Here is a 12938-nt window from a genome sequence, read left to right on the forward strand (position 1 = left end):
AATAGATGTTAAGTAGAGAAAAAGTCAAAGACTTTATCATTAAATATTATTCTTTTTTCCTATTCTCTGGATTTTATATAGGATTAGAGCTAATACTTTTTACTGGTAATAAATCTTTAAGTAGATTTTATACATTACCAGTAAGATTAGTATTTCCTTTATTGATGATCATATTGGTTAGAATTAATGGTAAATTTTATACAAATAAAAATACTTTTCTCATTTTTGTTTTATTTTTTTATTATGTTTTAAAAGTACTTTTTACAGAAAACTTACCCCATGCTTTGCTTTCAAGGAATTGGTTTGAATATATACTATATTTTATTATTTATTGTCTTACGACATTTATTTTCTTTTCAAATGTTGATTTGAAAAAATATTTACCGTTAATAATTAAGACAATTATATTATCTGGTTTTCTGCTATCATTATGTACTATTTACCTTTATAAAGATGCTTTATTTTCAGGGGTAGGGAGAATAAGTATGCTAAAGTATAAATCAGGAATGGAAAATAGCGATATTATTAGCCCTTTGGCTTTGGCTTATGGTGCTGCTTTAAATTTATCCTTGCTTATGCCTTATTACAAGCTTTGCGCAAAAAAGACAACAGCTAATAAGGTATACTTTATATTAAATGCTGTTCTTTCTTTAATGATTTTTGCACTAGGGTCTACCAGGGGAGCTTTTTTAGCTTTGATTTTATCTATTCTTTTTTATACAGCATCATCAAAAGGCTCAAAGTTTAAGTATGTAATATTGACAATACTTTTTATACCTGTATTCCTATATATACTAAACCTGACGGGAAGTAACTTACTTAACAGGACCTCTAATGCTGTGGAAGGAGGAGATTCAAGTGGAAGAAATACTTTGTGGGAGGCTGCTATTAATGAATTTGTGGCAAATCCAATTTTTGGGGGACGAATTGAAGTATCAGGGATTTATCCTCATAATATTTTACTTGAAGTAGCCATGGGAATGGGAATCATTGGTTTAATTATATTTCTTTTAATGATGGTGAATACCTTGAAGGAATTTTATAAAATAGAATTTGATTATAAAATTTTTGTGTATATCATTTTCATTAATGCTATTTGTCAACACTTATTTACAGGAGCCCTATGGAATAGTATTTTATTATTTGCTGCATTGGGAATGATGAATTCTAAATTATTTAGTTCAAAGAATGGAAGATAAAAATGTATTAATATATAACTTTGGTCAACATTACAGAGAGCCAATATTTAAAAAAATGGATGAGGAGTTAGCCATTGATTTTTATTTTGGTGATAACTCTGAAGATATTAAGACTTTTGATTACAATAAACTGAAAGGATATAAAGGAACTTTAAAATCTGTAAAGCTTTATAAAATATTGTATTGGCAGAAAGGGTTATTAGGTCTTGCCTTTAAGAACTATTCTAATTACATTCTGTTAGGCGAATATTTTTGTGTTACCCATTGGCTATTATTTATTTTATTAAAACTGAGAGGAAAAAAAATTATTCTATGGTCACATGGTTGGTATGGAAACGAAGGTACAGCCAAAAGGATGATTAAGAAATTATATTTTGCCTTTGCTGATAAAATTTTGTTATATGGTAATTATGCAAAAGACTTAATGATAAAAGAAGGGATAAATGAAGAAAAATTAGAAGTTATTTATAACTCTTTAGATTTTGAGAGGCAAAATGAAATTTATAAGTCTTTAGTTGCAACAGATATTTACAGGAATTTTTTTCAAAATAATAATAAAATAATATTTTACATAGGTAGACTACAAAAAAGAAAAAAAATTGAACAAATCATTTTTGTTTTAAGAGAACTTCAAAAGGATAACATATTTATTAATTTGGTAATAATTGGAAAGGGAGAAAAAGAAAGTGATCTACGTAAATTAGTTGCTGAAAGTGGTTTAGATGCAAATGTATGGTTTTATGGAGCTACCTATAAGGAAGAAGAGATTGGTGAGTTAATTAGGAATGCAGACTTATGTATTTCGCCGGGGAATGTTGGATTAACGGCAATGCATTCATTGGTATACGGTACTCCCGTTATTACTCATTCTAACTTTAAGAATCAGATGCCGGAATTTGAGGCGATTATTCCTGGAGTTTCGGGAGATTTTTTCACCGAAGATTCGTTAGAGGATTTGAAATCTAAGATCAAGGATTGGATAATTTCAGAAAAAAATAAAGAAAATATATCTGAAAGTTGTAGAGAAATAATACGTGATAAATACAATCCAGAATATCAGATTAAAATTATAAAAAGAATTATAAATGACTTCAATAAGAAATAAATTAAGAAAGATTTATAGAAATGTAAAAATGATTATTTATAGAAAGAAGTATCATTTAAAAAACGTACATGAGACTTTTTATATGGGTGGCAAATCAAATATTGCGAGGGATTTGAAAGCTGGTGAGTATTCCTATATAGGTCCTAATTGTACAATTTATAGCAAAGTAAGTATTGGCAAATATACTATGTTAGCTCCGGAAGTAAAAATTGTTGGTGGTGACCATTATTATAAGAATCCTGAAAAACCTATCATTTTTTCAGGCAGGGAATCAGATCTTGAAACTACAATTGGTGAAGATGTTTGGATTGGATACGGTGCTTTTATTAATAGAGGAGTAAAAATTGGTAATGGAGCAATTATTGCTGCTTATTCAGTAGTTACAAAAGATGTTGAACCTTATTCAATTGTTGGGGGATCACCTGCTAAATTCATAAAAAAAAGATTTAATGAAGAAGAGGTAGTAAAACATGAAAAAATGTTAAAAGAAAATTTAAAAATAACGATTAACGATTATACAAAGTAATGCAAGGAATTAAAGATAAAGTTTTATTAATAACAGGAGGTACAGGATCTTTTGGCACTGCTGTTTTGAACCGATTTTTGCAAACCGATCATTTTAAAGAAATCCGCATTTTTTCGCGTGATGAGAAAAAGCAGGATGACATGCGTAATCTGTATAAAAATGAGAAGATCAAATATTACATTGGAGACGTCAGAGATTATAATTCTGTAGAGCCTGCAACGAGAGGAGTAGATTATATTTTTCATGCGGCTGCATTGAAGCAAGTACCTTCATGTGAGTTTTTCCCTATGCAGGCTGTAAAAACGAATGTAGAGGGAACGCAGAATGTTATTCGTGCTGCTTCGGCAAACAAAGTTTTAAAAGTAATTTGCCTGTCTACAGATAAAGCAGCTTATCCGATCAATGCTATGGGGATTTCTAAAGCAATGATGGAAAAGGTAGCAGTAGCTGAGGCCCGTAATTTAAAGGATACAACAGTTTGCTTAACACGCTACGGAAATGTAATGGCTTCCAGGGGATCTGTAATTCCTTTGTTTCTGAACCAGATCCAGAAAGGAGAGCCTATTACAATAACCGATCCTAATATGTCCCGATTCTTTATGTCTTTGGAAGATGCAGTGGATTTGGTTTTATTCGCTTTTGAAAATGCTAATCCTGGCGATCTTTTCGTAAACAAAGCTCCAGCGGGTAGTATAGGAGATCTGGCTCAGGCATTGATTGAATTGACAGGCAAAGAAGTTCCTGTAAAAATTATAGGAACACGTCACGGTGAAAAACTATACGAAACATTATGCACCCGCGAAGAGATGATTAAAGCAGAAGATATGGGAGATTTCTATCGTATTCCCGCAGATAATCGTGACTTAAACTACGCGAAGTATTTTTCTGAAGGAGAAGAGGATATTTCAAGAATTGAAGATTATCATTCGCATAATACAGAGCAACAAGGGGTTGAAGGATTAAAGAAACTAATATCTACTCTTCCGCTGATAAGAAAAGAAATATTTGGTGAAGATGTGATGCAGTATCCGTAAGAAAGTCTTTTGTAATTTAAATTTGTTGAAGACACAGCCTAATGATATTAACAGGAAATAGATATGAAGATGCAAGAGGGGTCATTACTTATAACAATGAGTTCGATGCTTCCTTAATTAAGCGTATATATACAATTGAAAACCATTCAATTGATTTTATTAGGGGCTGGCAAGGCCATAAGATTGAACAGCGTTGGTTTGCATGTATGAATGGTAGATTTGAAATTTCCGTCATTAAGTTGGATGATTTCGAGTCCCCATCAGAAGACCTGCCTGTTGAAAAATTTACATTGACAAATGAAGTGCTTACTTATCTGCATGTTCCTGCAGGCTGCATAACGGCTATTCAAAGCCTTGAAGAAAACAGCAAGTTGTTGGTATTGGCGGATTATGGGATAGGTGAAGTAAATGATGAATATAGGTTTGAACCCAATTATTTTAAAAAATATGAAAAAGTTAGTTTTTAGTTTTTTGTTTTTTATCGGCTGTTTGAGTTTTGCCCAAAAGATCTATATGGCGAATTCTTCCAGTAAAGGAATTACAGCTTTCATTAATGAAAATAACTTACCCACAGTGGATTTTGTATATCAAAATACATTTGTAACGAATAATAAGTATGATGAAGCCAAGCTGATTAAAACAATTACAAAAATGTATCCCGACAAAGATCAAAGAGGGATGGCAGTGCTCGATTGGGAAGGAGTAATGTATGACAATTTAATTAAAGGGTCAGATGTTTCCAATGCCTCGAGAGTTCAGTTTGAACAGGCTATTAAAAAAGCAAAAGATTTAAGGCCTAATGTAAAATGGTCTTTTTATGGTCTACCTACAAGGAATTTCTGGAGTCCTGATCAGAATTGGAAAAGCAAAAATTTAGATCTTTCTTCCCTGATTTCCAATTTTGATTTTATTGCACCTTCTGTATATATATTTTATCCCTTGACAGAAGTTAAAGCTGATGTTCAAAATAAGTATATTGATTCTAATATTCAGTTGGCAAAACAAATAGGACAAAAGATAGGGAAACCGGTTTACCCTATCGTTAATCAAAGATACCATCCATCAAGCAAAGCATATAGCAATCAGCTGGTTCCAAAAGATCTTTTCAGTTATTATATTTCAAGAATAGCAAGTAACCAGATTGATACCATTATCTGGTGGCAGTCTGAAGAATATAATTATAATATTTCTAAAACGAGTGCAGCATTTAAAGCAGACTATTCGAGGAAAATGAGTAAAGATCAGTCTCAGCAACAAATGCTTGATAGCTATTATAAAGACGTTATAAAAAAGTAAATGAAAAAAATTGGAATTACTGGCCAGAATGGCTTTGTCGGTCGTCACTTATATAATACTTTAGGATTATTTCCAGAGGAATTTGAGCGCGTTGAATTTAAAAAAGAATTTTTTGAAAGTCAGGAGAAGCTAGATGATTTCGTTTCTAAATGTGATGTTATTGTTCATTTGGCGGCGATGAACCGTCATGAAAGTGAGCAAGTGATTTACGAAACCAATGTAGCCCTAGCTCAAAATTTAGTAAGTTCATTAAAGCGTACAAATTCCAGGGCGCATGTCCTTATCTCATCTTCAACGCAAGAGGAAAGAGATAATTTGTATGGGAAATCAAAACGTGAGGGTAGGGAAGCAATTATCAATTGGGCCAACGAAAATGATGGTAAAGTAACAGGTTTGATTATTCCAAATGTTTTCGGAGCTTTTGGCAAGCCTTTTTATAATTCATTTGTTGCTACATTCTGCTATCAATTAACACATGGAGAAACTCCCACTATTGCAAACGATGGTGAAGTTAAACTAGTTTATGTTCAGGAACTCGTTGATCGTATTATTAAAGAAATCCGTTCAGGACAAAGTACCGAAGAACTTTTTATAGAAGCTACTGCATCCAGAAAAGTATCTGAGGTGTTGGAGCTGCTTAATCAATTCAAAAGTTTGTATTTTGAGAATGGTGAGATTCCTGCATTAAAGGATTCTTTTGAACATAATTTATTTAATACTTATCGTTCTTATATTGATTATAAAACGCACTACCCGGTAAAGTTTACCCAACATACAGATCCCAGAGGTGCTTTTGTTGAGATCATCCGGTTAGGCATCGGAGGGCAATGTTCATTTTCAACTACAGTGCCTAATATCACAAGAGGAAATCATTTTCATACCAGAAAAATCGAACGTTTTGCTGTAATTAAAGGAAAAGCATTAATTCAGCTAAGAAAAATAGATTCTGATGAAGTTCTTGATTTTTATCTGGACGGGTCGGATCCTGCATATGTGGATATGCCGATATGGTATACCCACAATATTAAGAATATTGGTGAAGAAGAATTGTACACTATTTTCTGGATTAATGAAGCATATAATCCAGAAGATGCCGACACCTATTTTGTAGAAGTTTAAAATATTAATTAATGAAAAAATTAAAAGTAATGACGGTTGTTGGAACACGACCGGAAATTATTAGATTATCAAGAGTATTATCCGCTTTGGATGCATCTGAAGCAGTAGAACATATCATCGTTCATACGGGTCAGAATTATGACTATGAACTTAATCAGATTTTCTTTGACGATCTGGGATTAAGGAAACCTGATTATTTTTTGGAAGCAGCTGGCAAAACAGCAACAGAAACTATAGGAAATATCCTTATTAAAATAGATCCTTTGCTGGAAGAGCTAAAACCAGAGGCTTTCCTTGTTCTTGGAGATACGAACTCCTGCTTGTGTGCAATTCCTGCAAAAAAAAGACACATTCCTATTTTCCACATGGAGGCAGGGAACAGGTGTTTTGATCAAAGAGTACCTGAAGAAACCAATCGTAAGATTGTAGATCACACAGCTGATGTGAATCTTACATATTCGGATATTGCAAGAGAATATTTATTGCGTGAAGGACTACCTGCTGACAGAATTATTAAAACAGGGTCGCCAATGTACGAGGTACTGAATCATTATCTCCCTGAAATAAATGCTTCCGATGTCCTTGAAAAGCTTAACCTTGAAGAAGGAAAATTCTTTGTAGTATCTTCTCATCGTGAAGAAAATATTAATTCTGAAAAAAACTTCAGAGGACTTATAGATTCATTAAATGCCATTGCAGAACATTATCAGTATCCTATCATTGTTTCTACTCATCCAAGAACCAGAAATATGATTGATAAGATGAAAATAGAGGTTCGTCCTGAAATTCAGTTTTTAAAACCGCTTGGCTTTCACGATTATAATGCCCTTCAAAAACGTTCTTATGCTGTATTATCAGACTCAGGAACAATTTCAGAGGAATCTTCAATTCTTAACTTTAGAGCTCTCAACATACGTCAGGCTCATGAAAGGCCCGAAGCTATGGAAGAAGCCAGTGTAATGATGGTAGGCTTATCTCCGGAGCGTATTATGCAAGGGCTTGTGCAGGTACAACAACAGAGTATAGGGCAGCAACGTAATTTCAGACCTGTTGCCGATTATTCGATGCCTAATGTATCTGAAAAAGTAGTAAGAATTATCATCTCATATACGGATTACATTAAGAGGGTAGTTTGGAGCGAAGAATAAACTTATGAATATTCTTATAATAACACAGTATTTTTATCCGGAAAATTTCAAAAGTAATGACCTCGCTTTTGAACTAAAAAAGAAAGGTCACGATGTTACTGTATTGACGGGACTTCCCAATTATCCTGAGGGTAAAATCTTTGAAGGGTACGGTGTTTTTAAAAATAGAAAACAAACTGTTAACGGTGTAAAAGTAATAAGATCACTACTTCTTCCCAGAGGGAAAGGAGGCGGAATACGGCTATTTATCAACTATTATAGTTTTGCTGTTTTTGCTTCGATTAAAGCCTTTTTAATGGGTTTTAATAATAAGTTTGATGCTATTATTGTACACGAACCGTCTCCAATAACACAGTATTATCCTGCTCTTCTCATGAATAAAATATGGAAGACACCGGTTTATTTCTGGGTTATGGATCTATGGCCTGAAAGTTTATCCATCGCGGGTGGAGTAAAAAACAAATGGATATTGAATTATTATGAAAATGTTATCAAAAGATTTTATAAGAATTCAGAGAAAATTTTGATTACTTCCCAGGGATTTAGAAAGTCAATTAATCAGAAAGGAAATTTTGATGACAAAATCATTTATTTTCCTAACTGGGCAGAAGATACGATATCAGAAGGGAATAAAGATTTTCCCATTCCATCCTTACCCGATGGATTTAAAGTGATGTTTGCTGGAAATATCGGAGAAGCACAGGATCTGGACAATATTGTAAAGGCAGCTTTGGAACTCAGAGACAAAAAGGATATTAAATTTATACTGGTAGGAGATGGCCGGAAAATGCCCTTCGTAAAAGAATTTATAGAAGAACATCAGTTACAGGAAACGGTTTTTACAATGGGTAGGTTTCCTGTAGAAGCGATGTCCAGTTTTTTTTATAAAGCTGATGTGATGCTTGTTACTCTGAAAGATGATCCGATATTTAACCTTACAGTGCCAGCGAAATTACAGGCCTACATGAGTGCTTCCAAACCAGTTATTGCAATGCTGAATGGAGAAGGGGCAGATAATGTTAAAGAGGCCGATTGTGGGTTTACAGTTTCTGCAGGAGATTATCAATCGCTTGCAAATACCATTTTAAAGGCTTCCGGATTATCAAAAGAAGTACTTACCCAATTAGGAGAAAACAGCAGGAGGTATTATGAGGATAATTTCAGAATGTCCAGTTGTATATCCAATTTAGAAAATATCATCAAAGGAAAATAATAACCTTTGTCAGATTAAAAAATATAGTATGAATATAACGATCACAGGTGCATCTGGGTTTGTAGGTAAAAATCTTTCAACGTTCTTAGAATCAAAGGATCATCATGTTACTTCCTTATCTCTCCGAAATGAAAATTGGAGAAATGAATTTCCTATGAATGGTGATGCAATAATCCATCTCGCAGGAAAGGCACATGATACATCCAACACTTCTGATGACCAGGAGTATTATAAAATAAACAGGGATCTGACAATTGAATTATTTAACAAATTCTTAAACTCAGGAATTAAAGAGTTTTTTTACTTTAGCTCAGTAAAAGCTGTAGCAGATAGAGTAGATCATGTTTTAACTGAAGAAGCTGAAGCAAACCCTTATACTCCATACGGGAAATCCAAGAAAGAAGCTGAAGAATATATTTTTAATCAATCTTTACCAGAAGGGAAAAAAGTATATATTATTCGCCCATGTATGATCCACGGCCCCGGAAATAAGGGGAATCTGAATTTATTGTATAAAGTGGTAAAAAAAGGATTACCATGGCCTTTAGCTGCATTTGGGAATAAGAGGTCCTTTTTAAGTATTGATAACCTCAACTTCCTTGTCAATGAGATCCTCATGAATAAAAATGTATCCACAGGGATTTATAATTTCGCAGATGATGATGCTATATCGACAAATGATCTCATCAGGACAATTAATTCTGCAGTAAATAAAAAAGCAAAGTTGTGGAGTATATCTAAAACAATGATTGAAGGAATGGCTAAATTGGGGGATAAATTACATTTACCCCTAAATTCAGAACGCTTAAAAAAGCTTACGGAATCTTATGTCGTTTCCAATCAGAAGATAAAAACAGAGCTGAAAATTAAATCTTTGCCTGTAACAGTTCAGGAGGGATTAACAAAGACCATTCAAAGTTTTAATATTTAATTAAAATCAACTTTTAAACATTTTATTATAATGATACGCGTACTTGATTTCTTGTTCTCTTTTTTTGGAATTCTATTCTTATGGCCAATAGGAGTAATATTGTATATTATCGGTTTATTTGATACCGGCTCTCCTATATTCTTCCAGGAAAGAGTGGGGAAGCAAAAAAGACCATTTAAATTAATGAAGTTCAGAACGATGCATGTGAATACAAAATCTGTAGCAACGCATCTTTCAAGTACCTCTTCTGTAACTAAATTCGGAGGATTTTTACGTAAGTCTAAGCTGGATGAACTTCCTCAGCTTATTAATGTTTTAAAAGGAGATATGAGTCTTGTAGGTCCTCGACCTAACCTTTTTAATCAGACAGATTTGATTGAAGAGAGGGACAAAAGAGGGGTTTATAATTTCCTTCCTGGGATTACAGGTCTGGCTCAAATCAACGAAATTGATATGTCAACACCGGTTGAATTGGCAGAAAAAGACGCTGAAATGCTTAAAAATCTAACGGTATCGGATTACTTAAAATATATTTTTGCCACAGTTGGTGGAAAAGGTCAGGGAGACAGAATCAAAAAATAAATCTATTTTACTAAAAAAATACCAGTATTTCCATAAGTGAAAAAATGAATGTCAAAATTCAGTAGGAAAAGTTATATTTGCTTCTCAATAACACACGATGCACGATAAAATTTGGCTTTCCCCTCCTCATCTTTCAGGAAATGAACTAGAATTCATTGATGATGCTTTTCAGAAAAACTGGGTTACCTCAATAGGCAATAATATTGATGAATTTGAAAATGATCTAAGGAGCTTTCTTGGAGGCAATATTGAAGTTTGTGCCCTGAATTCTGCTACTTCAGCAATACATTTGGCTCTCATGCTACTAGGGATAGGTAATGAGGATGAGGTTTTGACCTCAACTTTCTCTTTTGTTGCGTCAGCCAATCCGATTACCTACTGCAATGCCAATCCTGTTTTTATTGATAGCGAACCGGAAACATGGAATATGTGTCCCGTTACCTTGGAAGAAGCTATTAAAGACAGGCTTTTACAGGGAAAAAAAATCAAAGCTATTATTGTCGTACACCTTTATGGAATGCCTGCTAAAATGGATGAAATTTTATCTATTGCAGAAAAATATAAGATCCCGGTGATAGAAGATGCTGCGGAATCACTTGGATCCAGATATAAAGGTAAACCTTGTGGTGGCTTTGGTCAATTTGGTATCATATCGTTTAATGGGAATAAAATTATTACAACATCTGGTGGAGGGACATTGATATGCCATTCTAAAGAAGATAAGAATAAAGCGATATTTTTGTCCACACAGGCCAGAGATGATGCTCCTCATTATCAGCATTCGAGTACAGGATATAATTATAGAATGAGTAATATTATTGCAGGAATAGGACGTGGACAAATGAAAGTTCTAAATGATAGGATTCAGGCAAGAAGAGGTATTCATAATTTTTATACTGCTCTATTTGAAAATATAGAAGGAGTTGATGTTTTTAGAGAACCGAATGAAGATTTCTACTCGAATCATTGGCTATCTGCAATCACAATAAATTTTGAAAAAACGGGAAAAACAAGAGAGGATTTACGTTTCGCTCTTCTTAATGATAATATAGAGTCAAGACCACTCTGGAAGCCTTTGCATTTACAGCCTGTCTTTTCAAACTTTCCATATTATGGAAGACAAACAGCTGAGAACCTCTTTAATTCGGGGCTTTGTTTACCTTCCGGATCTAACCTTTCTATTGAGCATAAAGAAAGGATTGCTAGAGTTTTAAAAGATTTTTTCAAGCACAGCTGATTCTAAAATATGTCACAGTCATTGTATATAAATTCCAGGTGAATATTTTTTTAATAAATCGGTACACTTTGCTTATTTTTCTCATATTAGAGACATATTTCATATATTTGTAATGAATCCAGAGATTGTGAAAAAATACCCTATTTGGAAGATGTTGATGGACTACAGCATAGCTTTTTTTGCTGTCATTCTTTTATTACCTCTGTTTTTTTTATTAGTAATTATAGCTTCTATAGATACTGGTTTCCCTGGGATCTTTGTTCAGAAGCGAATAGGTTTGAATGGTGAAATTTTTAATGTCTACAAATTCAGAACATTGGATCCTAAAACATCTCGAAAATCAAGGATCGGCCTATGGCTGAGAAAATATAAACTGGATGAACTCCCTCAGTTAATTAATATTTTAAAAGGGGATATGTCTTTAGTTGGACCTCGCCCGGATATTCCCGGGTATTATGATAAACTTGAAGGAGAAAATCGTTTTGTTCTGCTTCTTAAACCTGGGCTTACCAGTGAAGCAGGAATTAAATATCGGAATGAAGAACAAATACTTGCTCAGCAGAAAAATCCATTACAATATAATGATGAGATTTTATTTCCGGATAAAGTAAAAATGAACCTTGATTACTATCATCATCTTTCCTTTAAAAATGACCTTTATATACTTCTCAAGACCTTTTCAGTACTCAAATCATAATATATTAATAAGAAAAATGTTATATTCTAATGAAATCTCTGATTAAAAAACTATGCTTTATAAGCAGCTTATTTTTGGCATCTGTCCTGAATGCACAAATAGAAGTAAAAGTAAACACTCTTTTTGCTCCGATAGGTATCTACAATATTGCCGTTGAAAAGCCAATTACAAATAAGATTTCATTACAAGCCGAAGCGTTCGTTTCCCCATGGAAATCTTTTTCTGGAAGACATTTACAAATGTATGTGGGGACCGTTGAAGGAAGATATTATTTTAAAGAGAATATGAAAAAATGGTATGTCGGGACTTACGTTTCGATGGCCGCATTTAACCTTCAAAAATGGAATTACTGGCATGATAAGCGTGTATTGGACGAAAATGGACACCCTGAAGTATTGCCTGATGGAAGCTTTCGTGTTACGGGACGTTATCAGAAGGGTATTGCTTTTATTTTTGGGATAAGTGGAGGATATCATTTTACAATTAATGATCGTTGGGGTTTGGATCTGTATGCCGGAATAGGGACTACACAATCCTTCTATAAGGGATATTTTAAAGATAATAATCAGAGGTACGAAGGAGCAACCAAATTTAATAAAAGTGGAGAACTGATTCCTACCCGGGGTGGTTTGATGTTGACTTATAAAATAAAATAGCAAGATACATATGTAATTATAATTGCTGATTTATTTATGGTATAATAACATTTTTTAATTTGATATAACCGAAAAATACTTCTACTACAATATATTTAATAAGTATTAAAAATAAATTATAAAATATTAGATATATTTGCAGACGTTTTAAAATAAGAAAACTTAATCTTCAATTTGATAATATAATCCTTAAAA

Annotated in this window: 14 protein-coding genes; all 14 read left to right on the plus strand. The window is 33.3% G+C overall.

Annotated features, from left to right (window positions below):
• Positions 1-5 precede the first annotated feature (5 nt).
• The 14 genes from AAEU33_RS09530 to AAEU33_RS09595 all read left to right on the plus strand — a co-directional run bounded on the left by AAEU33_RS09530 (position 6) and on the right by AAEU33_RS09595 (position 12743).
• On the plus strand, positions 6-1199 hold the full coding sequence (locus tag AAEU33_RS09530) for an O-antigen ligase family protein (protein WP_345992290.1): 1194 nt from the start codon (positions 6-8) through the stop codon (positions 1197-1199).
• A complete protein-coding gene (locus tag AAEU33_RS09535) occupies positions 1189-2304 on the plus strand; it encodes a glycosyltransferase (RefSeq protein WP_345992292.1) in 1116 nt (371 codons plus the stop codon). The genes AAEU33_RS09530 and AAEU33_RS09535 overlap by 11 nt, the downstream gene beginning before the upstream one ends.
• Positions 2285-2830: a CatB-related O-acetyltransferase gene (locus tag AAEU33_RS09540; RefSeq protein ID WP_345992293.1), complete on the plus strand. Its 546-nt coding sequence runs from the start codon at positions 2285-2287 to the stop codon at positions 2828-2830. Before AAEU33_RS09535 ends, AAEU33_RS09540 begins: the two co-directional genes overlap by 20 nt.
• Entirely contained in the window at positions 2830-3864 is a 1035-nt protein-coding gene (locus AAEU33_RS09545) for a polysaccharide biosynthesis protein (protein WP_345992295.1), read from the plus strand. Before AAEU33_RS09540 ends, AAEU33_RS09545 begins: the two co-directional genes overlap by 1 nt.
• A gap of 41 nt (positions 3865-3905) precedes the next feature.
• Positions 3906-4331 (plus strand): WxcM-like domain-containing protein, encoded by a 426-nt coding sequence (locus AAEU33_RS09550; protein ID WP_345992297.1) that lies wholly within the window; start codon positions 3906-3908, stop codon positions 4329-4331.
• The gene (locus tag AAEU33_RS09555; RefSeq protein WP_345992299.1) at positions 4312-5160 is read left to right on the plus strand and encodes a hypothetical protein; all 849 of its coding nucleotides are present in this window, start codon (positions 4312-4314) and stop codon (positions 5158-5160) included. The genes AAEU33_RS09550 and AAEU33_RS09555 overlap by 20 nt, the downstream gene beginning before the upstream one ends.
• Positions 5161-6279: an NAD-dependent epimerase/dehydratase family protein gene (locus tag AAEU33_RS09560; RefSeq protein WP_345992300.1), complete on the plus strand. Its 1119-nt coding sequence runs from the start codon at positions 5161-5163 to the stop codon at positions 6277-6279.
• Between the two features lie 11 nt (positions 6280-6290).
• Positions 6291-7427, plus strand: coding sequence for a UDP-N-acetylglucosamine 2-epimerase (non-hydrolyzing) (wecB, locus tag AAEU33_RS09565; RefSeq protein WP_345992302.1), 1137 nt, complete (start codon positions 6291-6293; stop codon positions 7425-7427).
• Between the two features lie 4 nt (positions 7428-7431).
• Positions 7432-8640: a glycosyltransferase family 4 protein gene (locus tag AAEU33_RS09570; RefSeq protein WP_345992304.1), complete on the plus strand. Its 1209-nt coding sequence runs from the start codon at positions 7432-7434 to the stop codon at positions 8638-8640.
• Positions 8641-8668: 28 nt separating this feature from the next.
• A complete protein-coding gene (locus AAEU33_RS09575; RefSeq protein WP_345992306.1) occupies positions 8669-9571 on the plus strand; it encodes an NAD-dependent epimerase/dehydratase family protein in 903 nt (300 codons plus the stop codon).
• Positions 9572-9601: 30 nt separating this feature from the next.
• Positions 9602-10153 (plus strand): sugar transferase, encoded by a 552-nt coding sequence (locus tag AAEU33_RS09580; protein WP_172280018.1) that lies wholly within the window; start codon positions 9602-9604, stop codon positions 10151-10153.
• A 97-nt stretch (positions 10154-10250) separates the two neighbouring features.
• Positions 10251-11390 (plus strand): aminotransferase class I/II-fold pyridoxal phosphate-dependent enzyme, encoded by a 1140-nt coding sequence (locus tag AAEU33_RS09585; protein WP_345992308.1) that lies wholly within the window; start codon positions 10251-10253, stop codon positions 11388-11390.
• A gap of 112 nt (positions 11391-11502) precedes the next feature.
• Complete coding sequence (locus AAEU33_RS09590; RefSeq protein ID WP_228456986.1) at positions 11503-12087, plus strand: sugar transferase; 585 nt, start codon at positions 11503-11505, stop codon at positions 12085-12087.
• A gap of 29 nt (positions 12088-12116) precedes the next feature.
• Positions 12117-12743 (plus strand): DUF3575 domain-containing protein, encoded by a 627-nt coding sequence (locus AAEU33_RS09595; RefSeq protein ID WP_172280016.1) that lies wholly within the window; start codon positions 12117-12119, stop codon positions 12741-12743.
• The last annotated feature ends 195 nt before the right edge of the window (positions 12744-12938 follow it).

The organism is Chryseobacterium sp. Chry.R1, from assembly GCF_039645525.1.
GTDB classification, from domain to species: Bacteria; Bacteroidota; Bacteroidia; order Flavobacteriales; family Weeksellaceae; genus Chryseobacterium; species Chryseobacterium proteolyticum.

Excerpts from the sequence above, each read along its gene's own strand:
- AAEU33_RS09530 (WP_345992290.1), top strand. The coding sequence starts at position 6 with ATGTTAAGTAGAGAAAAAGTCAAAGACTTTATCATTAAATATTATTCT.
- AAEU33_RS09535 (WP_345992292.1), top strand. The coding sequence starts at position 1,189 with ATGGAAGATAAAAATGTATTAATATATAACTTTGGTCAACATTACAGA.
- AAEU33_RS09540 (WP_345992293.1), top strand. The coding sequence starts at position 2,285 with ATGACTTCAATAAGAAATAAATTAAGAAAGATTTATAGAAATGTAAAA.
- AAEU33_RS09545 (WP_345992295.1), top strand. The coding sequence starts at position 2,830 with ATGCAAGGAATTAAAGATAAAGTTTTATTAATAACAGGAGGTACAGGA.
- AAEU33_RS09550 (WP_345992297.1), top strand. The coding sequence starts at position 3,906 with ATGATATTAACAGGAAATAGATATGAAGATGCAAGAGGGGTCATTACT.
- AAEU33_RS09555 (WP_345992299.1), top strand. The coding sequence starts at position 4,312 with ATGAAAAAGTTAGTTTTTAGTTTTTTGTTTTTTATCGGCTGTTTGAGT.
- AAEU33_RS09560 (WP_345992300.1), top strand. The coding sequence starts at position 5,161 with ATGAAAAAAATTGGAATTACTGGCCAGAATGGCTTTGTCGGTCGTCAC.
- wecB (WP_345992302.1), top strand. The coding sequence starts at position 6,291 with ATGAAAAAATTAAAAGTAATGACGGTTGTTGGAACACGACCGGAAATT.
- AAEU33_RS09570 (WP_345992304.1), top strand. The coding sequence starts at position 7,432 with ATGAATATTCTTATAATAACACAGTATTTTTATCCGGAAAATTTCAAA.
- AAEU33_RS09575 (WP_345992306.1), top strand. The coding sequence starts at position 8,669 with ATGAATATAACGATCACAGGTGCATCTGGGTTTGTAGGTAAAAATCTT.
- AAEU33_RS09580 (WP_172280018.1), top strand. The coding sequence starts at position 9,602 with ATGATACGCGTACTTGATTTCTTGTTCTCTTTTTTTGGAATTCTATTC.
- AAEU33_RS09585 (WP_345992308.1), top strand. The coding sequence starts at position 10,251 with ATGCACGATAAAATTTGGCTTTCCCCTCCTCATCTTTCAGGAAATGAA.
- AAEU33_RS09590 (WP_228456986.1), top strand. The coding sequence starts at position 11,503 with ATGAATCCAGAGATTGTGAAAAAATACCCTATTTGGAAGATGTTGATG.
- AAEU33_RS09595 (WP_172280016.1), top strand. The coding sequence starts at position 12,117 with ATGAAATCTCTGATTAAAAAACTATGCTTTATAAGCAGCTTATTTTTG.